Consider the following 22,033-nt stretch of genomic DNA (forward strand, 5'->3'; position numbering starts at 1 on the left):
AGTGATGGCGATATTCCAGTATGAAGGGAAACTATTGAACGGGAAACGCAAGAAAGGGCGCATCACGGCCGTCTCACTTCGGGAGGCGAAAGATAAATTGCGTCAAGAATCGATTCTCGTGACAGACCTATCCGAGCTCGAGTCGACCGGACTGAATATGGAAGTGAATTTACTTCCGGAACGTGTGAAGATTGAACACCTGATCATGTACGTTCGACAGTTTGCGACGCTCATCCGGGCAGGTGTCCCAATCGTTCGGGCGACCTCGATTTTACGGGTACAGACTGAATCGAAAGTGTTGAAGAAAGCACTTAGTCAAATCGAGGATGATTTAAAAGAAGGGATTGCCTATTCCGTCGCGATTCAAAAACATCCGCGCGTCTTCTCGAACTTCTTTAGTTCGATGGCACTCGCCGGGGAGACGAGCGGTAACTTAGAGGAAGCGCTCGATCAAATCGGGCTTCAACTCCAAAAGCAATATGATATAAAGCGGAAAGTCATCTCCGCTCTCACCTATCCGTTGGTCGTCTCGATTGTCGCCATCGGTGTGGTCGCCTTTTTAATGGTGAACGTCGTCCCGACGTTCGCGAGTATCTTCGGTCAACTCGGTGGTGAGCTACCGCTTATTACAAAAATCGTCGTCGCGGTCTCTGACTTCATCGCTGCCTACTGGTGGCTGTTGCTCGGACTCGCGATTCTCGGAGTCCTCACCTTCACTTGGATGTTGAAGCGGGATCGGGAACGGTTCGTTATCGATGGGTTGCTACTAAAGATGCCGATTTTCGGGACGATCGTGATGAAGTCTCAGATTGCGTTATTGACACGAAGTTTAGCTGTTCTCTTACAGGCGGCCGTCCCGATTTTGACGGCGATTGAAATCACCGAGCGCATCGTATCAAACCGCGTCATCCGAAAAGGACTGATGGAGGCTCGTGACATGATGGCGCAAGGGGTGCCGCTCCATGAACCGCTTATGCGTAACTCGAACTTTCCGGCACTTATGACCCAGATGATTGCGGTCGGGGAAGAGAGTGGGGATTTAGATTCGATGTTGAACGAAGTGGCGGAGTTTTATGAGACCGAGGTCGAGACGACAACCGACCGATTGAAGTCCATCATCGAACCGCTTCTGATCGTTGTATTGGCAAGTGTCGTCGGAGTCATCGTCATCTCGATTGTCGTCCCGATGTTCCAAATTTATGGGGATATACAGAATCAGTAGAAAGAATATGCAGGCTTTTGAAAATATACCTTTTCAATACTATATTTTGAAGGTATAGTAAAATTGTTCTACTTCTATATTAGGTCTTTAGTAATTCATCTAGTTTATTCACAGCACATTACACAAAAGGGGAGAATGAATCATGGTAGAAAAGTTGAAAATGATTTGGCAAGATGCCAAACAGTTAAAAGATGAGCGTGGACTCACACTCGTCGAGTTACTCGTCGTCGTCGTTATTTTAGGGATTATCGCAGCCATCGCAGTCGTTGCGATTGGTGGGATCATTGAGAACTCGAAGAAAGATGCAATGGTTGCTGATGCGAGGCAAATGGTGAGTGCGGCGAAGTTGTATACTGCTTCGAATCCAATAGATAGTGAAGCTGTACTCGAGTTTACTCCGTTAGCTGAAAGTTCAACAAATGTTGATATGTCTTCTTATGTGAGTGATTTAAAAGATCCATTGAATTCGGGTGCTGCATACGATGATGCAATAGTGTTTGTATCTCAAAGTGCTGGTCAGTATGAATACCGTGTATTTTTAGATGGTAAGAAAGTAATTGGTGGAAATACAAAAGCCACAGCCATTCTTGAAAACAATTTATCAAAAGATGAAATAGAATAATTTTACTCCGGCTGGCGCTGGGCACTCGCTCAGCCTAGCCGGTTTTCTATTTTTGGCATATACTGACAAAAGGAGGATCCTTCCTTGATTGAATTGATTGGATTCCTATATAGCATCGTCCTTGGGGCGGTCATCACGTCGTTCACGAACGTCGTCGGGCTCCGCGTGCCACGCCAGCAATCGATCGTGACGCCGCGGTCACATTGTCCGTCTTGCGGTCACGAATTGTCACCGTGGGAACTCATCCCGATTTTCGGCTATGTTGCCCTTCGAGGCAGATGTCACGGGTGTGGCGAGCGGATCGCGCCGACGTATCCAATATTTGAACTGCTCGGAGCCATCGGATATGGCTATAGCTTTTCACTCTACGGATTCAGTGTGACGACGCTTCTCGCGTTCGCTTTCTTGTCGACGCTCCTGGCGCTGGCGGTGTCTGATTTATCGACAATGCTCGTGCCGAACGTTATTTTGCGATTCACAGCACCGGTGCTACTCGTCCTTACATACATTACTGGAGCATCCTGGTGGACACCACTTGCGGGAGCGCTCCTCGGATTTTCGCTCCTTGCGACCGTCTTTTTCTTGTCAAAAGGGGGACTTGGGGCAGGCGACGTCAAATTGTTTACTATGATCGGTCTTGTGCTCGGTCCGCGTGACGTGCTCGTCGCCTTATTTCTATCGAGCTTGATTGGTGCGGTCGTCGGTATTGGATTGATGATGACAAAGAAAATTGGACGAAAACAGCCGATTCCGTTCGTGCCATCTATCGCGCTCGGGACGATGTTGACGTTTTGGTTTAGTGAAAGCTTTTTTGATTGGTATTTTGAGTTGATGTAGGGGGAAACGATCATGAGTCGTGGGATAGAGAAAGGGACGGTCGCGTATTTTTCGTTTGATGCGCTCAGCATTCACGGGGCCGTTATCAAACAAGGGGTGTTCAAACGAAGCGCCTCGGTTCAGTTAGCAAAAGATACATACGGAGAAGGAAAGATTCTCGATGAGACGGCGTTCACGCTCGCCTTCGATGAACTCTGTCGCAAGTTGAAAGTACGACGCGGGATGACGTGTGCGGTCGCGTTAGACGAGACCGAGGTGTTGTCACGGAAAGTCGAGATTCCTTCCTCGATTCCGAAGGACGAGATTCGCGGTTATCTCTTCATGGAAATCGGGAGCTCGATCATCTTGCCGTTCGATGACGTGTCGTTCGACTATGAAGTGTTAGGAGAAGATGGGGTCAAGACGGACGTCATGTTACATGCCGTCTCTATTGAATTGACGAAGTCGCTCCGTTCTTATATGAAAAAACGTGGTCTCGCCTTGAAGAAGATCACACCACGTTCCGTCGCGGTCGCCAACGGGGTCATGCGCTTGTCGGAGATCGACCCGTTCCAGTCGACGCTTCTTTGGCATATCACGCCATTTTCGCATCAGTTGCTCGTGCTCGAAGAAGGACAAATTCGTTTCATTCGTTCCATTGAATTGGATCTTCCGTATCAGGTAGGGACGAAAGACGGGGTCGTGACGTATACATATGATGGTTCAGGCGAGATGAAGGCGAATCAACTGGATGACTGGCTGAACGAACTCGCCCGTTTCCTCGACTTCTATCGTTATTCGCTACGGACAGATGGACGGGCCATCGATGAATTATACGTTTCCGGTACCGTCCCTGAGGTAGATGACCTCGTCCGTATGATTCAGTCAGAGTCACTCGTCTCAGTGACGCGTATCGAGCAACCGCTCGCCATCGTGCATGCGACACCGTTATCGCATCAAATGCTCCCACTCCTCGGGATGGCGACGCTTCAGAGGGATCGGGATACGAACTTCATCAACTCGACCGATGTGACGCTCCGCTGGCCGATCGTGACGGGACTCGTCGCGCTTCTTCTCGGAGGTGGGGCGGCCGGGTACTTGTACTATGAGGTTGACCAGTTGGAAGCAGAACAGATGCGAATCGAAGAAGAGTTACAGCTCGTTCAAATTTATCAAACCGAACAGGTGAATTCGAAAGCGCAGCAAGTGGTCTCGCTCGACCAAACCGTGACGGCGTTGACCGACATGGAGAAGGACGCGGTGCCGGCACTGCGCGCGTTGACCGAACAATTGCCGCCGACGGGTTACGTCTTGACGTATAACTACGCAGACGGTTCCATCATGAGCGTACGGACTCAGTTCGAGACGTTAGAGAATTTAAATGAATTCCAACGCTCGCTCATGACCGACGAGCGCTTCCTCGACGTCAATCTCCTCGGTGTGACGACGGAGTTGAAAGCGGATGTAGATGTAGAAGAACCGAACTCGCTCGAAGAGGACCCGCTCCCACGCTATATCGGCGAGTTCACGTTCATGTTCGAGGACGTAGAGGAAGAATTGACGGAAGAAGAGGACACGAATGAGGAGGTGGTGAGTCAATGAAACGTTCGACAATCTATGCGTTATTTGCGATTTGCCTCCTCGTCGCAATCATCGCACCGGCTTACTTCGGATATACGTATTACGTCAAACAAGGTGAGGTCGAAGCGCTTGAACGCGACCTCTCGCTCGAGCAGACAAAACTGGAGTTGTTGCGTCAAGAAGGGAAGGCCGTTGACGTAGCGGACTCTCAGACGCTTCAGACACGCGTTCCGACGATGCCTGCTCTCGACACGGTCGTCGAAGCGTTGTCACAGGCAAGTCTTCTTGCGGGTGTCAACGTGACGAGCATCGCATTCGCGGATGGCGTGGTAGCCGAGTCAGAAGTACCAGAAACGGTCGAGCCGTTCAATCCGGCTGATGTGAGTGCGACGAACGAACCGGCTGAACCGACGGATGTTGCCCCGGTCAACGCATCTACGGTCCGTTCGACGGTCAACCTGCAAGCAGAGACGTATGAAGCGCTCGTCTCGTTCCTCGAGTCAATCGAGTCGATGAATCGGATTCACGTGTTGCGGACGGTCCAATTCACCGGACCCGCTGAGACGGGACCGAATACGATTGAAGAAGTGCAGTCGCTCGAGTTTACAGTCGAGCTCGATGCCTTCTATCGTCCGGACCTCGATCAGCTCGTTCCAGATCGCTACATTCCGGAACCGGCGTTCGAGCAAAAGGATATCCCGGTATACGACTATACGACACCATGAGTCGCCACGTCCCTTCTCAATTGAGGGGACGTTTTTTTCGCCACGGATGATTGTGTTCAAGAGGCACGTTGCCTACAATCAACAGAGAAGAATGAAACGGGAAGGAACCCCGTTTTAGAAGAAGAGAAGGAGTCGATACAATGAATTCAACACAGAAGCGTGTCATTCTCGCGTCGATGTCACCACGACGCACCGAGCTATTGACGAAAGCAGGAATCGAACATGAGGTCATCCCATCAACCGTGACGGAAGGGACGGACGGTCGGGAGACACCGGATGATTATGTAGCTCGTCTCGCTCGAGAGAAAGCGATGGATGTGGCGAGGCATCACCGGGATGCCATCGTCATCGGTGCAGATACGGTCGTCGTTTTGAATGGCGTCATTTTAGAGAAACCGACAGACCGGGAGGATGCGAAACGGATGCTTGAACGATTATCCGGTTCGACCCATGAAGTGCTGACGGGTGTGAGCATCATCGGTGCGACTCAAGATTTATTCGTCACGACGACGCATGTGACGTTCGCCGAGATTCCTGAAACATGGCTAGAAGATTATCTGGATTCGACAGAGCCCTACGATAAGGCTGGCGCGTATGGCATCCAAGGGTCGGGTGGTCTCTTCGTCGAAGGAATCGAAGGGGATTTTTATAATGTCGTCGGCTTACCGATCCATCCGCTCGTCAAGACGCTCGAACGGCATGGGGTGACGCCTCGCTTCCTGTGAACTTGAAAGTAGGTGAAGGAATGACCATGGTGCTTGATCGTAGTGTAGAGACCGCCATCGCCAGATTGCTTCAAATCGGGGGACGGGGACCTGATCCGATGGAGACGGCACGCCGCATCTCAGACGTGTACCCGACGTTACGGGCGTTATCGCAAGCGTCCGTCCACGATTTGTGCAAAATCGAAGGGATGACGAAGAAGAAAGCGGAGCAACTCCTGGCCGCGTTTACGATTGGGATTCGGTACGTCGAGGAACCGAAAGTGAGTATGCCGACGATTCGTTCACCGCAAGACGCGTATGAGTTGTTGCGGGATGAATTGAGACTGTTGAATCAAGAACATTTCGTCTGTCTGTATTTGAACACAAAAAATCAGCTCATCGCGAGGAAGACGTTGTTCGTCGGTGGGCTCAACTCGTCCATCGTGCACCCGCGCGATGTGTTCCGCGAGGCGCTCAAGTTGTCGGCGGCGTGCTTTATCGCCGTTCACAATCATCCGAGCGGGGACGCGACCCCGAGTCGGGAAGACATCGAGGTGTCTGAACGGTTGGTCGAAGCGGGCAATATCGTCGGCATCGCCTGTCTCGACCATGTCATCATCGGGGAGGACCATTATATCAGTATGAAGCAGCGGGGATATATGAATGGATGAGGAGTAGAGAGCAGGCATCGTGATGTCTGCTTTTTAATTTGTACGGTTTTACAATTTGTTTTTCCCTGAAGTTGATGTTTTGTAGCTGCACAAAATCTCCTTTGGTCAAAGTTCGTTCTTAAGCACCTTTTAGACTTCATCGTTCAATTTTATAGCCACCATAATGAATTATGTTTATGAAATAGTCTAGGAGAGATGAAATCTGCCAATTATATGATTTTCGCAGCTTGAAGGACATATTTTACATATACATCAATAGTTGATGGAAGCTGTTACACTCTTTAACCTTATGTGCTTTTAGTTTTACGACCTCAATCTCGTCTGGATTTACTTCCAGGCGTTTTTGATTGTTCTTTCTGAAGCCATACGGAGCGGGAGCGGACCATTCACCTTGTCTTGCTTTTTCAATCTGCCCGAGTCTTACTCGCTCACCTAAGTTCGCGGATTCCCATTCGGCTATAGCAGCTACGATGGTAATGAACATTCTGCCCATAGCTGTCGAGGTATCATAGACTTCTGTTGCTGAACGGAATTGACAGTTGTGTTTCTCAAGGAAATCCAAAATGTCGTGTAAATCACGAACACTTCTAGTAAGTCGATCAAGTCGATACACTAGTAGTACATCAATTAACCCATCCTCGATGTCTTTCATCATTTTCTTTAGTGCTAGGCGCTCTGTGGAACGTCCAGAGATCCCTTCATCCACATAAAATTTAATCGTTTCCTAACTCTGTGCGACACAAAATGCTTTTAAGCGTTCACGCTGACCTGAAATAGAGTAGCCTTCAACAGCTTGTTCTTCTGTCGAAACTCTAATATAGAGTCCTATTCGTTTTTCACTCATCCCGAAACCTCCTTTAAAATATTATATAAAATTTACTACTCATTTGAATTTAGTTTTCAAGAATTAGGTATAAATGATATATGTTATATTAAGGGAAAAATATATTGGAAAATGGTTATTAAATGTAATCGATAACTTAAATTGTACTAATCATAAATTTGTAGTACCCTTGTTTTATTAATAAACGATAATAAATAATTAATGACGTAAAAATAATTAATTTTAATATATAGACTAGGATTATGATTATCTAAATGAGAGGGTTTTCTTATGAAATTAGTTTTCTGTGATGAAAGCTGTCATATTCAAAATGATGGGTTTGACTCAATGGTTTTAGGAGCAATTCAATGTCAAGAGGATAATAAAACTCTGCACTATTCTAATATTCGTTCTATAAAGTCTAAGCATGGAGTCTCATCGTGGTCGGAAATTAAATGGGTGAAAGTTTCTCCAAGTAAGATTGAAATGTATAAGGAATTAGTGGATTATTTTTTTCAACACGAGGATTTATATCTAAGGGTTGTAATTGCTAATGGAAAAAAAGAATTAGATCATGAAAAATTTAATGATAGCGATCATGATACTTGGTTTTATAAAATGTATTATTTGTTATTAAATAATTTAATGGAAGATAAACATGAATATAGATTTTTTCTGGATATTAAGGATACTCATGGCGGAGAAAAATTAAATACATTAAATAAAATTATTAAAAATAATCCACGTTATTTTACTTCCACATATAAAATCAAGGATATGGTACAAATTAGGTCGAACGAAAGTGAACTTTTGCAGTTGTGCGATTTATTTATAGGCGCGTGTAGTTACAAATCTAGAAAAATGAAAACTAGCGATGCTAAACAAGAACTCATCTCATATATCGAAAGTTATATTTCTACTTCTTTAATCACAACAACATCGATTAGGGAGAAGAAATTTAATCGTTTTGTTTGGACTCCGAGAGGAACGGTGGTAAAGGAATGAGTAATTTTGAAATTATTCCTGTCTCAAGCACTGATTTTCATCAAAATTTTGACCGCATATACGAATATTTTCGGAGTTTAAAAAGTAAAGGATTAATTTTTAACGGGAAAAAAGTCATTTTAAGACACGAACATTTAATACTAGGAAGAGAAAGTGAATTTTGGCATTTGGTCTCGCTTGGACTAGGTGAAACATTTAAAGTGTTACCTTGTACAAGATGTGAATCAAAAAGAATATGTCCCACAAACTGTGATACTGAGGCCTTTAAAGTAGATTTAAAAGGAGGATTAGGAGAAAGGAAGTTATGTACTTACAGAGCCCATAGAATAAATTTTACAGAAGCTATTCTATCACTTTGTAATACTGGTGATCCAAGGGTTATGCAATTTAAGAAAAAAATAAAAAATAAAAGAAGTAACAAATGGGAGACCAGAGAGTTCATTCGTTTTGTAGATCATGAGCTTGACATTGATTACATTATCATTTTACGTTTTAACTCAAAAAGTGATAATTATATACTTGTTGCAGCATATCCTGTATTTTACGTTGACTCAGCTAAACAGTTTGACAAAGATTATGTTAAATTTAAGAAATCACCTTTTTAAATTCACAAAAAAAAGGCCGCCCTTCGATATTCGATGAGCGGTGTCTCCTTATACAACTTGGTATATGAGCACCTTAAATATAGATTATTTCTGTGGATAAAGTCAACAGTTTAAAATAATAGGAAATGGGTAAAAATAAAATTTTTTAAAGTAAAATTAAATATGCAACTATTGATGCACAAAAACCACCCATTAAAAGGTGGTTTTTGTTTGCTTTTATTTAAGTGATTTAGATTAATTTCATCTTTCTTATTACGGTCTGCTTTTTTGTAATCATGAGTACTCTATCAGAATATATGCAGAGAAAGTCAGACGGGTTTGTAGAAATTTACTGAATAGTAGATGTTGCTGTTTCAGAATTAGTTCAGATTTAGAGTGTTAATTATATAATCAGAAGTATTGTTTCGAATTTTCATTCTATATGAAGTTTCTTCTTTTTCACTATCAGGCGACAAAACTAAAAAAACTTCATGTAAAAAAATCTTCTCTATTTTTTCCATGCTTTTAATAAATTCTCTCAAAGAATGTTCCTTATATTCTAAGCGTTTAGTAAGATCATAATAGTCAGTAGGAACAGAATCTGTATGATGAACCTTTTGAGAATAGTCGTTATATAAATTATTTAACGACTCGAATCTACTGATTTCAATAGTTCCTTCCAATATTTTTTTCATTTTTTCACGAGATTCTTTACGAATAGTTCGTTCAATTTTTTTGTCTTTTAATATTCCAAAAAGAATCCTGTAAATTTTTTCGATTATTATCCTCAAAATGTTTTCAATCAAAAATTTATCGTTTATTGCAACTGTCGTTAGTAACCGCGCATAAAACTCTCTATACTCAATAATAAGGTTAAAGTAGTTGTTACTTTTATCAACTTTATTATGTTCGATAAGTAAATCACATAAAACAAATGTGTTATTTACATACGAATAAAAGTCATATAAATCTTCTTCTATTGAATTGAATTTCGGAAAATATTCATTCAAAAAATTCTGGTAACTTTCAAAATCTTTTCGAATTCGTCGATCTCTATTCATCTATACTATCCTTATTTCTACTGTATTTATCCATCATTTTAAGTATTTTTTCTTCTGCTTTATTCTTATTTTTCCTTGAAACATTTCGATTAGACTGCTCACTTATATTATTTATCTTGGAATTATTATAAGCTTTAAAGATTTGAATGTTTTCTTTTAATTGAATTTCATTAAAATCTTCTATTTCCCTAACTATACGACCTGCTACTTGAGTTCTACTCGCAAATAAGTAATCTTTCATTTCTTCTTTTAGTTTTAATCGGTTAGTAAAATCTTTGATTTCATTATTCCTACTAAAATTATCAGTAGATAATAAAAAAGGGATCATTGTACTGTATAAATCCATTTTTAATTGAATTTCATCTTTGTCAGTAGAAAGTTTTTGTATCTTCTTATCGAGATAATTATTCACTTTAATCGTCTCCTTCCAATGTAGGATTGTTAAAGCTATCAATTCTTGCTAAAAAATCATCGCATATGTTGTCCATCATTTTTTGTAAACGTTGATCTTCAGTGTCAGATACTAACTTTCCAAGTTCAAATGTAGACAATTTATTAGATTCTTTAAAATGCTCAGGGAAAATGTATAGATTCTTTGCTTTAGCAAGAGGAGATGACTTAAGAGCATTCATGTAATTTTCTTGTTTTGGCTTTTCTTTCACATTCACTCTGGTAAAAATTACTCCGATATTTTGTGGTACCTTTTCCTTAAATATGGAGTTTTTATTGTTTAAAATAATGTCGGAAACTACACGTTCTAGCAAATCCACACCTAACAATGAATATTTATCAGGAATTACCGGTATAAAATAGTAGTCACTAACGAAAAAAGCCATCTCGGTATAAATTGAGTATGTAGGTGGGCAATCTACAATTATTAAATCGTATGATTCTTTTATTTTGTAATCCAGAATAAAATCCATTAGTTTTTGACTAGTTGAATTTCCACTTGCTCTCTCTAAAAATACTGTTTCCAACTCACCTGGAATCAAATCCAAGTTTTCGTTAGGTAGACTTACAATTATATCTTCTGGCTTGAATCCCATTGGCTTTTTATTAAAAAGAAGTTCAATAGATTTCGTAGGAATATCCTCATCGGCAGGATAAAAATGTTCATTTATAGCTTGAGTTAAATTAGCCTGTGGATCAATATCAATTAATAATATCTTATAGTTTGATCCATCTGATTTTTGTCTATTAGATATTTGATCGGCTAGTTCGATACATAATGTTGTTTTTCCAACTCCGCCTTTCATATTTATAAACGAAATAACTTTTCCATCTCTGTTCATTATTTTTCCCCCAATGAAGTAGAATATGCAGCACTATATTATGAAATAGAGTGGAACCTCTCTAAGAGCTATAATACCAAATAAAATGTTCACATTTGCGTATTGTTCAACAAATAGGTTAATACAATGTGGATTGTGCTCAAGATTGTTCAATTCATTAAATCGAAGTCAAAAAATATTGGAAACCCATTATAGAGGGCATCCAACACTTTTTGACTCTGCTTAATATTTAAATTTTCTAGAATCATTACTTTTTATAATAGTGCTCAAAACTTAAAGTCCGGCGGCGACATAACGGCCACCAACTTGCCGATCACTTTAATTTCCTTTTTATCAATCGCTCGTAATCGCCTACGCAAAAGCAATCTATAAGGACGGAACACGCCGTTTCCCTGAAATCCGTCAAGAGTACGTTTCACACGTCAAGAAGTACGCCGGAGAGAACTATTCGGACACGGACATTCTTAGCGCTTGAACTGACGTACATCACGACGCAAGAGTTTGACGAGACGATGACTTACAAAAAATTGCTGATTGAAGAACAAATTTAACTTCACGTAGCTAAATGGTATTTTTTCATCCAGAGGCTAGTCATCTTATTAAATAAGTGTCATGTTGCAGATGCTTTTTTTGATTCGGTTAAACAAAAATCGATGAAGTCTTTACCGTATGAGTTGACTTCAACATCTCCATCTAATTCTTTATTAGTTGTGCCGAAAGTCATTCCTTTTGAAGATGTAGTCACAAAACCGTAATGTTTCAAACGGTTTAATGAACCAGTGAGTTTATATTGTGATATTCCATCAATGTTCAAATCATATGAACTTACTGGTTCTTTGAATTCATTTAAATGAAGCACGGCTCTACAATCCATTAGATTCATGTTTTCAAGACACTGCAAAAAATATCTTCTTTCATCATAATTTGTATCTGTTGGAGTAAGTAACATGTTGAAAAAGTATAATTTAAAAAAATGTAGCTTTTCTTTAAGAGGTTCTTTACTAACTTTTTCAAAGAGGTCTTCTAACAGCGCGGCTAATTTATCTTCATCATGAAGAGAAAAATCAACAAATTGGATTTTTACTTGATTGATTTCTGCTGAAATTTGATGAAGGAAATCCTCTAGGCGTCTAGCTTGAATGTCGCGAAGACTCCCGAAGACCAGTGTTGCTATGGGACCACCAACGATAGGTATCATTTGAACTGCCGATTCTAAAATATTATTCGAGATATCATTATCGAGTCTGTGTAAGTTTGCTTTATTAAATTTCATTAAAACATCTCCTCCTAATATGGACTGGCCATACATCAAAGTTTATTCATTAATGATTATTATGAGGGGATCACATAGAGGATACAATCTTTCACGACTCCGAAAAGGAGGCGCATCATGCGTACACAACAAACAACATAAGGAGCCGTCGTCATCTCTCGATTAGCGGGATGGGATGTGGCGATTAAACTACTCGTCATCATAGATTATATGACAGGGCTTCTCACCGCAGCCAACCATAAAATACTAAATAGAGATGTCATGTTTGAGGGCGGCATCCATAAAGATATCGTCTTTTTTGTAATCATTGTTGCTGTCTTCACAGATGAGATGATTAATAATTCGATGTCTGTTTTATGGACACTAGTCATCTATTGCTATATTGCACGAGTGGGACTAATTATCACTGAAATCACAAGTGTATCGGTACCTTGTCGACAGCGGTATTGAGTTATTTGCCGGAAATTATGAACAAATCCTTTAAATAACATAATCTATTTACAAAAGAGAAGGACTACTGCATTTATAATCGAATATAAAATATCGAACAGAAGTCTAAAGAAAGGTGTGAAATCAGATGTATTCTGACCGGGAATTGTTCGCGGTGCATTATGCTGAATTTGAAGAAGATAGTATCTATACCTTGAAGTTATTTGGATATTTGAAAGGAAGTGAAATGTTGGCTTTTTTAAAAGGAGCGAATCTAGAGATTGAAAAGCCAAAAGTTTTATCTGAGCAGGAAATAATTTATGTACAAACTGAACTTCTGAAAATCTTGCCAGAAGGTAAAAAGAGCAGAGAAGATGTTGAGAAGATCGAAAAAAGCGACGGCATTTTTATTAGAATAGGATGAATTCTACAAAAAGCTGTCAACTATACACCTCAATTAAGTTTATGTTTAAAAGATATTTTAAACAATGTTAATAAATTCATTTTGTTTCGGCGTCGTTCTATCGGCGCCTTTTCTCATGGAGTAATTCATACTAATGCAAAGGGGCTCACTCAGTGTATGCAACCTGCCAAGATCCCGAAAAGGAGGCGCGTTATGCGCACACAACAATTCGCAGAGGGAATCGTCGTAATAATCGCGACGAGAGTCACCGCTCTATTAGGGGGATGGGATGTGGCGATTAAACTGCTCGTCACACTAATCGTCATAGATTATATGACAGGATTTCTTGCCGCAGCCAAGTATAAAAAAATAAATAGCGATGTTATGTTTTGAGGGGGCATCCGGAAGGGTGTTGTCTTTTTTGTTATCATCGTTGCTGTTCTCGCAGACGAGATGTTGAATAACTCGATGCCTGTTCTGCGTACACTCGTGATCTATTACTATATCGCTCGAAAAGGTTTGTCAGTCACCGAGAACTGCGCGCTTCTAGGTGTGCCACTTCCGCAACAATTGGTCGATGTCCTCGCGCAGTTACAGGGCGACAAACCAGAGCCGACCGTTGACCGTATTGCACAGGACGTGGCACCAGAGGACGAACAAGTCAAGCCGGTCAGCCGAGAGGTTCTTATTGATAAGGAATTAGCTGAGAAGGAAGTTATAGTTACAAAGGAGGAAGACAAATGATTGAGAAAGCTATATTGTTACTGAACAATGCTCGCATCATCGCTGGATACAAAAATCCCACTTGTCATAAAGCGATGGAATTTCAGCACTTTGGGATTGATATGGCGGATCTAAAACGTAAAGATTTGAGTGTATATGCTCCTTTCAAAATGAAAGTCACTGCTGTTGGAAATGACACACTCATGGGCGGTAGCGTCATCGCTATCAGTGAGAATCCAGTTGACGTCCTCTATGGGTCGAAGAAAGGTGCGCGTCGCCTCGTGGTCCGCATGGCGCACCTTGCTGAGGTTTACGTCAAGGTCGGGGATGTCGTCGTACCGGAAAATGCAAAGATTGCCGACTACGGATCTACCGGACGTTATGGCGGTTCGCCTCACCTACACATCGAGCTCGACACAGATATCGACTATCCTACGTACTCACCAACATTATTCCGTTCGTCGAACATCTGGAAGGCGGGGCGCGATTCAACCTTGAATCCTATGGATGTGTTCAAGGTTGATACAACAGGAAAACGCGGCTACAAGCAGACGTTTAATCATGCAATTGCTTCAGGTGCCTGGGTGCAACCGGACGACAAGACGACGCTTGAGCTCAATGGCAAGGTCATCAAGTCAAAAGGCATCTGAACGCACGAAGCCCCACTCAAACTGAACTGCTCCCCGTCAAGTAGACAGGGCAAATAATGAAAACCAAACTAGGCGGCTTGAGACCTGTATTCGACAGGGTTCAAGCCGTTTAGCCGTTTCTGGAAACGGTCATGGTTGTAGAATGATATGTAGGTCTCGATGGCCGACGTGAGTTCGCTATAGGCCTGAAACTCACGCAGGTAGTACATCTCGACTTTCAGGGTACCCCAAAAGCTCTCGATCGGGGCGTTGTCGAGACAACGTCCGACCCGGGACATGCTGTGGGTCAGCCCCGCATCTTCTACCATGCGACTGAACCCTCTCGATGTGTATTGATATCCTCGGTCACTATGGATCATCGGACCCGCTCCTGTACGGAGCCCCGCGATCGCTGGCATCATCGTCTGGAAGACGAGCGCGTTGTTGTTAGATTTCCCGATGCGATAGGCGACGATCGAGCCGTCATAGAGGTCGATGATCGCGCTCAGATACGCCTTCTTCCCGGCGCCATATTTGAACTCGGTGACGTCGGTGCACCATTTCTCGTCAGGTCGGGACGCACTGAATTCCCGGTTCATCAGGTTCTCGGCCACATGCTGCGGGGACGACTTTTTGTACCGTTTTCGCTTCGGGCGGATGACCGAACGGATCTCATGGATGCGCATGAGACGATAGATGCGCTTCTCGTTGTATGCCGGCAGGCCATGCTGACGTCGTCTGCGGTTGACCGTCATGGTGATCCGTCGATAGCCGTAGGTCCCGTTCACCTGATCATAGAGGAGGCGGATGTCCTCCAGTAGGCTCATGTTCTCCTCCTCGCGTACCGAGACGGTACGCTTCAACCATTTATAGTAGGCGGCCCGTGAAACCTGCGCGATCTCACACAGGAGCACGACCGGGAACGTATCGGTTGTCGACATTTCCTCGATCGCCATGTAACGCAATTGTAGCCGGATCTGGCTGATCAACCTCTCCTCTCGATCTCCTCTAACTTTTTTAGGAACAGGTTCTCGGCCCGGAGGCGCTCGTTCTCCCGCTCGATTTGTTGGATGCGACGTTCGAGCTTCTCCTCGTTGGTCAGTTCCTCTTCTTGCTTCGTCCGTCCACGCCGGTCCTCGAGCTCGTGCACGCCGTCGGCGTCATATTTTTTCGTCCACCCATAGACCTGTTGATACGACACGGCGAACATCTCGGCCGTCCGTTGATGTTCCGTCCATTGTCCAGGCAATACCTGACGATCTCCATGCGTTCCTCGAATGTGGTCTTTCTCCCTTTTGCCATAGCTCGATCCATCCCTTTTCTCGAATCTGTTAACTCGCTATGACTAGTATACTTCTTAATCCATCTCCGAAGAACAGACCAATCACTGATTTGATGTTTGGAGAGAACCTCCATTTTAGTGAACCCATCGAGATAGTCACGGACGGCCGCGAGCTTCTGTTCCTTGGTGTACAGTTTCCATGTCTTCGATTCCTTCAACGCATCAATCCCACCGGTATCGAATTTCACTTTCCACACCCGGAGGGCATCCTTAGAAACGTCATGGGCCTCCATAATTTCCTTCCATGTGTATGTCTCTGCTTCTATCATGCGCAGCGCACTCAGTTTTTGTTCGATCGAATGCCGACTTCTCGCCATAAAAAAACACTCCCCAATAGAATAAACAGATTTGTTATTTCATCTGTCTACCTATCGGGGAGCATTTCAAAACGAGTGGGGCCTTTTTTATTGGGCAATGTCTTTTTCAGGAACAGACAAATCTATCGGCCGTGAAAAACGACCTGTCATGAAATTGAAGTACACAGAACATAGGTCGCTGTCACAGCTGACGCGTAACAAGACTCGACCTTTTAGGATTTTTTCAATGCTGAAGATGACATCTCGCCTCTCAAGAGCAGTCGTGAGTCGTGTATAGATCCAGTTTAGTTCCTCTTCGCTTGCTTGGCGGAATGGTTTGCTATATCTAAAAATCTCCAATATCATCACGTCATACAAAGCATAATGCTCTAGGAAGAAGTCGTCATGTGTCTATATCGTTAAAAGAAGGTATGATACATCATAAGTAAGAACTCTATTTAAGAGTTTGTCGCGCCACTTCAAAAATATTTAATTTTAATATGAAGATAGTGAACGAAAGTAAATGTGATTATAGTATTTATATCTAGTTCAGATGTCTGTATTTGAATACGAAGAACCAACTGATTGCCCGGAAGACGCTCTTCGTCGGTGGGCTCAACTCCTCCATCGTACACCCTCGTGATGTATTCTGTGAGGCGGGCAATATCGTCGGCATCGCCTGTCTCGACCATGTTATCATCGGGGAAGACCATTACGTCAGCATGAAGCAGCGGGGATATATGAATGGGTAAGGAGTAGAGAGCAGGCATCGTGATGTCTGCTTTTTGTGTTTACGAGAGCACTGGCACCTCATTAAATTTTGGATATAGTTGGAAAAATGTGAATGGAGATGTAGAATTTGAAGAGAGCAGAAATAATGATGAATAAGTTTGTTCATAGGAGGTTATCGAATGTCGCGAATTACGATATGGAATTTGATTGGTTGGCTGTTTCTCCTTTTCTTAGCAGTCAGTAAAGCATTTTTTGATGAGCAATTGTCCTTGATTACGACTGGTCTGGGCGGATTGATTTGTTTGATGTTGAGTTTGTGGATGATCTATTCCGGAGAAGAAGAGTCATCACAACATCCGAATGAAAGGCCTGAATGAACAGCGCTATTTATACTGTCATTTGGCTAAAGATTATATGGAGAATCATATTGAGAAGAGCGGTGTAGGAATATGAATGTATTGTCGGAAAACGAATTAAAAGAAGCCCTTCAGATGATGAAAGATGGAGATTTAACGTATTACGAAAAAAACAAAGAAGCCATTCTCACAAGTATGGTTCAGCATATCGAGTCAACGGACGGCGAACTCCGTGACCGACTCATTTATACGATATTCTTTCGCCTCATCATTGAACAAAAAGACATCGATTACGACAAGATGAGTGAACTCCTTGGGACGTCCTTGCATGTTCTCTTGTTTCATGGGATTGAAGAAACACAGTCTGACGCTGTCTTCACGAGAGCATTCACGACTTTATTGATGGCCTTGATTCTGCATCGGGATGTAGAAGAGAACTTTTTGACAGATGAACAATTCCAGCAGGCGTCAGAAGGTCTGATTCGATATCTTCAGCTCGAAAAAGATACAAGAGGTTATGTCAACGGGAAGGGGTGGGCCCACTCGATTGCTCACGCGGCAGACGCGGTGGACGAACTGATCGCAAATCCGAAACTGGATCCAGAGTCATTTCCGCAACTCTTCAACGTCATCATCGATCAAATCATGCGTTCTGAGGTGTTGGCGCATGATGAAGACGAACGCCTTATCCATCCCATTCTACGTTTACTCGAACGAGGGATGGATTCTGAAATCATCCTTCGTCATGTGGAGCGGCTCCCACATCTCTTAGAAGAACGTAAACAAGATCTTGATGAGGAAAAATTTTGGTGCGTCGTGCATAATGTGAAAACATTTTTGAAGAGTCTGTATGTCCGTTTAAATGAAGAGCAGCGGCATGATCTGATACAACAATCTATTCTTGCCGCACTGAAAAAGTTGTGATCAAGGAACGTAGTTTACTCTAATCGAATCTGGATTTTGATTAGAAAACAAACGAGGTGTTTTTATGGAAAAAATCATTTGGGTTTTGATGATCGGGATGTCACTATTCGTCAGCTACATACACTTAGAACCGACACTTTTCTCGATTGTCCTGTTTATCTTGTTTTTATTTGTAAGTACGGTGCTCTTCCTTCGGTTCGACGAGGACCATTGGCTCGACCGTGTCTCACCGCTTGTCGGCATCGGGGTCGGTGCTCTATCGCTCATCGCTTATATTGGTCTTATTGTGCTCTCTTTTAATGAAATCGACCAACTCGGCATGTGGACGGTACTCGTCCGCCTCATGCTCATGTACGTCGGCATCTACCTTTTCGTCGTGACGACATCGAGCTTTTTGGCGGGAGCGACACGCCTGAAACCGTCCCGCTTCTTTCGACCAGTATTAATTTTCTCGGTCTTCTTCTACGGGGCGATGTTACTCATCCCGCTCCAACCAGGATTGTAACCGTTCTCTTCTTAGGCAGACGCTTACTCGCGTCTGCTTTTTTGATTTGCCTTTTTACCGAAAAGAAGGCAAACTAAAAGACGGTGAGACAGGACTGAGATGCGGTTATTGTAAATAACCTGTAATCGAATGAACGTTTTCAAACATGATTTTTCCGTTATAATAAAAAATAGTGTAACGAAGAGAGGAGCAACACCTATGTTTCGTAGTTTTAACCGAGAAATCGGAATCGACCTTGGAACGGCTAACACGCTCGTTTATGTAAAAGGTCAAGGAATTGTTGTACGTGAACCGTCCGTCGTGGCGTTCCGCACTGATACAGGAAGAATTGAGGCCGTTGGTAACCAGGCCAAAGATATGATTGGACGTACTCCAGGGAACGTCTCTGCACGTCGTCCTATGAAAGACGGCGTCATCGCTGACTTTGAAACGACTGCAACGATGATTAAATACTTCATGGAACAAGCTCAAAAATCAAAAGGCGGTTTGTTCGCATCGAAGACGAACGTCATGATTTGTGTACCGAGCGGTATCACGTCTGTTGAAAAACGTGCCGTCGAAGACGCAGCTAAACAAGCAGGTGCTCGTGAAGCATATACAATCGAAGAACCGTTCGCGGCAGCAATCGGTGCAGGCCTCCCGGTTTGGGAACCGACTGGCTCGATGGTCGTCGATATCGGTGGCGGAACGACCGAAGTCGCAGTGATCTCACTCGGCGGCATCGTGACAAGCCAATCGATTCGTGTCGGTGGTGACGAAATGGATGATGCCATTATTCGTTACATCAAAAACAAGTACAACCTCATGATCGGGGAACGTACGGCCGAGACGCTCAAAATGGAAGTCGGTTCGGCGCGCATCGATGCATCGAACGAAGCGGAAAAGATGGAAATCCGTGGTCGCGACCTCGTGACAGGACTTCCGAAACAAATCGAAGTCACATCTACAGAAGTGTGTGAAGCACTTTCGGATACGGTCGAAGCGATTTTAGCAGGTGTCAAGCAGACGCTCGAACAAACACCTCCTGAACTCGCAGCTGACGTGATGGACCGCGGAATCGTCTTGACTGGTGGCGGCGCGCTCCTTAAAAACTTGGACGACGTGATTTCAGACGAGACACACATCCCGACACTCGTTGCGGATGAACCACTCGACTGCGTTGCGATTGGTACAGGGAAATCTCTTGAAATGATGGACGTCCTCCGTTCGAAATCAGGCATCTCGTCACGGCGATGAGAGGTGAGACACGATGAGCCGATTCGTACGTAATAAAAAGCTCATCATCACGCTAGTTGTACTGATCTTGTTTTTTGTCATTTTAGGGGTTTCGATTCGAGGACGATCGGAATCAGCCTGGTACCAAGACGTCACGCGTGATGTGGTCGGCACGTTCCAGCGAGTGTTCGCGGTACCAATCGGATGGATGGACTCGACGGTCTCTTCCATCTCAGACGTCCGCGATATCTACGAAGAGAACCGCCAGCTGAAAGAACATTTGGCGAAGTACGCCGAGGTATCGGTTGAAGCGGATGATTTGCGTCGTGAGAATGAGGAACTTCGAAAGATGGTCGAAGCGAAAGACAAGTCGTTACGTGACTTCGACCTCATTCCCGCGGAAGTCATCGGTCGTACACCGAACGATTGGCAACGCTACGTCACTATCAACGTCGGTTCAGAACGAGGCGTTGAGAAAGGCATGGCCGTAACCGCGGCAAGTGGGATGGTCGGTCGTGTCATCCAGACGAGTGCCTATACGTCACAAGTTCAGTTGCTCAGCGACAACAATCGGACGAATAACGTTTCGGCTGTCGTCAAAGATGCGGATGGAAAAGCGACATATGGAACGATTGACGGATTCGATACCGAAACGAACGAATTGTTCTTCACGAAAGTATCGAATAGCGTCAAGTTGAAAGAAGGAGAACTCGTATCGACTTCTGGACTCGGGGGACGCTACCCGGCCGGACTCGTCATTGGTACAATCGAGTCGATTGAGACGGACGAATACGGGGTCTCACAAGTCGCCCGAATTAAACCGGAGGCCGACTTCAATGAGTTCTCACAAATGTACGTGATTAATCGGACACTAGACGAACCGTTTCTAACGGGTCCCGAGGAAGGAGGAGCAGCGGGTGAGTAACATGAAAGTGTTCATCGCCCTGTTCCTCCTTTTTCTTATTGAAGGAACATGGGCATCGATTTTCTCTTGGCACTATGCGACGCCGTTTCTCTTATTGACGCTCATCGGACTGATGTTTGTCAGTCTGTACGGTCGATGGGAAACGGCGCTCGGGTTTGGTCTTGTATTCGGATTGCTGTATGACATCGTCTACACCGACTTGCTCGGAATTTACGTATTTACTTTTTCACTCATTCCTCTCTTAGCCAGCTTCGTGTTAAAATATATAGGTGAGAACTTTTTCTCCGTCACCATCACATTTACGTTTATGATTCTTGTTTTCACCGTTTCGATTTACGGGATCATGGCGGCGATTGGTGGGACGTTGATGACAATTCAAACACTATTGGTTGAACAGATTCCAGGGACGATGTTTGTCAATGCCATCGCCATCGTGATTCTTTATTATCCGATGACGCGATACGTGACGACACGACCTGTTGTGAAAAGAGGGTAGCCATGATGGAGCGTAAACGACACATTACGATTAAAGGACATCGCAACGGCATTGCCATTCACTTCAATCCGAAGAGTGGCATCGACGAGGTGCTTACGGACTTAGAAGCGACACTCCAAGAAATGGAGCCGCCGTCCGGGAAGATTGCCCTGAAGTTGCATGCGGGTACTCGTTATCTTGACGAGGAGCTGTCACGTCAAATTCGTGAGGTCGTCGCTCGTCATGGCGTTTTTTATATTGAAGACTTGTCGAGCGATGTCATGTTGACGGAAGAAGCGAAAGCGACGTACGGCAGAAAGACGTTCCACTATCACAGTGGGACGATTCGTAGCGGGCAAGTCCTGACGTTTGATGGTTCTGTGCTCGTGATTGGGGATATCAATCCCGGGTCAGAAGTCCGGGCGACAGGAAGTATCTATTGTTTAGGAACGATACGAGGAAATGTACGTGCGGGTGTCGAAGGATGGGAAGAAGCGGTGATTACCGCGAGCCTGCTCCATCCGAAATTTTTAGCAATCGGCGAACATGTTCTCACCTCCGACGACGAGGAAGAACTTCCTGAAATCGAGATGGGTTGTGCGTATCAGACGAGTGACGGGATTGAGATGACACGTCTCCGGCACGTCATGACCGGTCTGAAAGACGCATATGCAATGGAATTACAGAGAGGGTGAGTGGA

General features: G+C 43.8%; 25 protein-coding genes and 3 pseudogenes. 21 read left to right on the forward strand and 7 right to left on the reverse strand.

The genetic code is table 11. The features are described from left to right. The first annotated feature begins 4 nt into the window (after nt 1-4). The 7 genes from KNO95_RS01135 to radC all read left to right on the forward strand — a co-directional run bounded on the left by KNO95_RS01135 (nt 5) and on the right by radC (nt 6,341). Nucleotides 5-1,222 (forward strand): type II secretion system F family protein, encoded by a 1,218-nt coding sequence (locus KNO95_RS01135; protein WP_026826494.1) that lies wholly within the window; start codon nt 5-7, stop codon nt 1,220-1,222. A gap of 142 nt (nt 1,223-1,364) precedes the next feature. Then, nucleotides 1,365-1,844 (forward strand): prepilin-type N-terminal cleavage/methylation domain-containing protein, encoded by a 480-nt coding sequence (locus KNO95_RS01140; protein WP_026826493.1) that lies wholly within the window; start codon nt 1,365-1,367, stop codon nt 1,842-1,844. A gap of 84 nt (nt 1,845-1,928) precedes the next feature. After that, nucleotides 1,929-2,681: a prepilin peptidase gene (locus tag KNO95_RS01145; protein ID WP_026826492.1), complete on the forward strand. Its 753-nt coding sequence runs from the start codon at nt 1,929-1,931 to the stop codon at nt 2,679-2,681. Nucleotides 2,682-2,693: 12 nt separating this feature from the next. Continuing rightward, on the forward strand, nt 2,694-4,262 hold the full coding sequence (gene pilM / locus KNO95_RS01150; protein ID WP_026826491.1) for a pilus assembly protein PilM: 1,569 nt from the start codon (nt 2,694-2,696) through the stop codon (nt 4,260-4,262). Next, nucleotides 4,259-4,966 carry a hypothetical protein gene (locus tag KNO95_RS01155; RefSeq protein WP_026826490.1) on the forward strand — a complete coding sequence of 236 codons (708 nt, stop codon included), beginning with the start codon at nt 4,259-4,261 and terminating at the stop codon, nt 4,964-4,966. Before pilM ends, KNO95_RS01155 begins: the two co-directional genes overlap by 4 nt. Nucleotides 4,967-5,106: 140 nt before the next feature. Continuing rightward, nucleotides 5,107-5,691, forward strand: coding sequence for a Maf family protein (locus tag KNO95_RS01160; protein WP_026826489.1), 585 nt, complete (start codon nt 5,107-5,109; stop codon nt 5,689-5,691). A 26-nt stretch (nt 5,692-5,717) separates the two neighbouring features. Then, complete coding sequence (radC, locus tag KNO95_RS01165; protein WP_235181856.1) at nt 5,718-6,341, forward strand: RadC family protein; 624 nt, start codon at nt 5,718-5,720, stop codon at nt 6,339-6,341. Nucleotides 6,342-6,582: 241 nt separating this feature from the next. Here the strand turns inward: radC and KNO95_RS01170 are convergent, their stop codons facing one another. Next, nucleotides 6,583-7,047, reverse strand: a complete 465-nt coding sequence (locus KNO95_RS01170) for a recombinase family protein (protein ID WP_026826487.1) — start codon at nt 7,045-7,047, stop codon at nt 6,583-6,585. A gap of 18 nt (nt 7,048-7,065) precedes the next feature. After that, nucleotides 7,066-7,185 carry a recombinase family protein gene (locus KNO95_RS14375; RefSeq protein WP_235181855.1) on the reverse strand — a complete coding sequence of 40 codons (120 nt, stop codon included), beginning with the start codon at nt 7,183-7,185 and terminating at the stop codon, nt 7,066-7,068. A 270-nt stretch (nt 7,186-7,455) separates the two neighbouring features. Between KNO95_RS14375 and KNO95_RS01175 the strand changes: the two genes are divergently transcribed. Together KNO95_RS01175 and KNO95_RS01180 are read left to right on the forward strand one after the other, a co-directional pair. Then, entirely contained in the window at nt 7,456-8,169 is a 714-nt protein-coding gene (locus KNO95_RS01175; protein WP_026826486.1) for a DUF3800 domain-containing protein, read from the forward strand. Then, nucleotides 8,166-8,774, forward strand: a complete 609-nt coding sequence (locus KNO95_RS01180) for a hypothetical protein (RefSeq protein WP_026826485.1) — start codon at nt 8,166-8,168, stop codon at nt 8,772-8,774. The genes KNO95_RS01175 and KNO95_RS01180 overlap by 4 nt, the downstream gene beginning before the upstream one ends. A 359-nt stretch (nt 8,775-9,133) precedes the next feature. Here KNO95_RS01180 and KNO95_RS01185 read toward each other — a convergent pair whose 3' ends face one another. The 4 genes from KNO95_RS01185 to KNO95_RS01200 all read right to left on the reverse strand — a co-directional run bounded on the left by KNO95_RS01185 (nt 9,134) and on the right by KNO95_RS01200 (nt 12,379). Continuing rightward, nucleotides 9,134-9,814: a hypothetical protein gene (locus KNO95_RS01185; protein ID WP_026826484.1), complete on the reverse strand. Its 681-nt coding sequence runs from the start codon at nt 9,812-9,814 to the stop codon at nt 9,134-9,136. Then, nucleotides 9,807-10,226 (reverse strand): hypothetical protein, encoded by a 420-nt coding sequence (locus tag KNO95_RS01190; protein WP_026826483.1) that lies wholly within the window; start codon nt 10,224-10,226, stop codon nt 9,807-9,809. Before KNO95_RS01190 ends, KNO95_RS01185 begins: the two co-directional genes overlap by 8 nt. A gap of 1 nt (nt 10,227) precedes the next feature. Next, on the reverse strand, nt 10,228-11,106 hold the full coding sequence (locus tag KNO95_RS01195) for a ParA family protein (RefSeq protein ID WP_034771162.1): 879 nt from the start codon (nt 11,104-11,106) through the stop codon (nt 10,228-10,230). A 610-nt stretch (nt 11,107-11,716) separates the two neighbouring features. After that, nucleotides 11,717-12,379, reverse strand: coding sequence for a hypothetical protein (locus KNO95_RS01200; protein ID WP_026826481.1), 663 nt, complete (start codon nt 12,377-12,379; stop codon nt 11,717-11,719). Nucleotides 12,380-12,556: 177 nt separating this feature from the next. On the opposite strand from KNO95_RS01200, the gene KNO95_RS01205 reads away from it, so the two are divergent. The 4 genes and pseudogenes from KNO95_RS01205 to KNO95_RS01225 all read left to right on the forward strand — a co-directional run bounded on the left by KNO95_RS01205 (nt 12,557) and on the right by KNO95_RS01225 (nt 14,584). Beyond that, nucleotides 12,557-12,829 carry a phage holin family protein gene (locus KNO95_RS01205; RefSeq protein ID WP_051545988.1) on the forward strand — a complete coding sequence of 91 codons (273 nt, stop codon included), beginning with the start codon at nt 12,557-12,559 and terminating at the stop codon, nt 12,827-12,829. Nucleotides 12,830-12,983: 154 nt separating this feature from the next. Beyond that, on the forward strand, nt 12,984-13,232 hold the full coding sequence (locus KNO95_RS01210) for a hypothetical protein (protein ID WP_152538891.1): 249 nt from the start codon (nt 12,984-12,986) through the stop codon (nt 13,230-13,232). A gap of 192 nt (nt 13,233-13,424) precedes the next feature. Continuing rightward, nucleotides 13,425-13,955: pseudogene (locus KNO95_RS14380) on the forward strand (phage holin family protein). Continuing rightward, nucleotides 13,952-14,584, forward strand: coding sequence for a peptidoglycan DD-metalloendopeptidase family protein (locus KNO95_RS01225; protein ID WP_026826479.1), 633 nt, complete (start codon nt 13,952-13,954; stop codon nt 14,582-14,584). Before KNO95_RS14380 ends, KNO95_RS01225 begins: the two are co-directional and overlap by 4 nt. A 68-nt stretch (nt 14,585-14,652) precedes the next feature. On the opposite strand, the pseudogene KNO95_RS01230 reads toward KNO95_RS01225, so the two are convergent. Next, a pseudogene (locus KNO95_RS01230) lies at nt 14,653-16,222 on the reverse strand (IS3 family transposase). A 527-nt stretch (nt 16,223-16,749) separates the two neighbouring features. On the opposite strand from KNO95_RS01230, the pseudogene KNO95_RS01235 reads away from it, so the two are divergent. The 8 genes and pseudogenes from KNO95_RS01235 to KNO95_RS01270 all read left to right on the forward strand — a co-directional run. Continuing rightward, a pseudogene (locus KNO95_RS01235) lies at nt 16,750-16,953 on the forward strand (JAB domain-containing protein); the annotation flags it as partial. Between the two features lie 159 nt (nt 16,954-17,112). Next, nucleotides 17,113-17,310 (forward strand): hypothetical protein, encoded by a 198-nt coding sequence (locus KNO95_RS01240; RefSeq protein ID WP_026826476.1) that lies wholly within the window; start codon nt 17,113-17,115, stop codon nt 17,308-17,310. A gap of 72 nt (nt 17,311-17,382) precedes the next feature. Beyond that, nucleotides 17,383-18,213, forward strand: a complete 831-nt coding sequence (locus tag KNO95_RS01245) for a DUF2785 domain-containing protein (protein ID WP_026826475.1) — start codon at nt 17,383-17,385, stop codon at nt 18,211-18,213. Nucleotides 18,214-18,277: 64 nt separating this feature from the next. Then, nucleotides 18,278-18,718, forward strand: coding sequence for a hypothetical protein (locus tag KNO95_RS01250; protein ID WP_026826474.1), 441 nt, complete (start codon nt 18,278-18,280; stop codon nt 18,716-18,718). 198 nt (nt 18,719-18,916) lie between these two features. Beyond that, nucleotides 18,917-19,954 (forward strand): rod shape-determining protein, encoded by a 1,038-nt coding sequence (locus KNO95_RS01255; protein WP_026826473.1) that lies wholly within the window; start codon nt 18,917-18,919, stop codon nt 19,952-19,954. Nucleotides 19,955-19,967: 13 nt separating this feature from the next. Beyond that, on the forward strand, nt 19,968-20,858 hold the full coding sequence (mreC, locus tag KNO95_RS01260) for a rod shape-determining protein MreC (RefSeq protein ID WP_026826472.1): 891 nt from the start codon (nt 19,968-19,970) through the stop codon (nt 20,856-20,858). Between the two features lies 1 nt (nt 20,859). Further along, the gene (gene mreD / locus KNO95_RS01265) at nt 20,860-21,354 is read left to right on the forward strand and encodes a rod shape-determining protein MreD (protein ID WP_051546024.1); all 495 of its coding nucleotides are present in this window, start codon (nt 20,860-20,862) and stop codon (nt 21,352-21,354) included. Between the two features lie 5 nt (nt 21,355-21,359). After that, nucleotides 21,360-22,028 (forward strand): septum site-determining protein MinC, encoded by a 669-nt coding sequence (locus KNO95_RS01270; protein WP_235181854.1) that lies wholly within the window; start codon nt 21,360-21,362, stop codon nt 22,026-22,028. Nucleotides 22,029-22,033 lie beyond the last annotated feature (5 nt).

Source organism: Exiguobacterium sp. ERU653 (assembly GCF_018617775.1).
In the GTDB taxonomy this organism is placed as follows: Bacteria; Bacillota; Bacilli; order Exiguobacteriales; family Exiguobacteriaceae; genus Exiguobacterium; species Exiguobacterium marinum.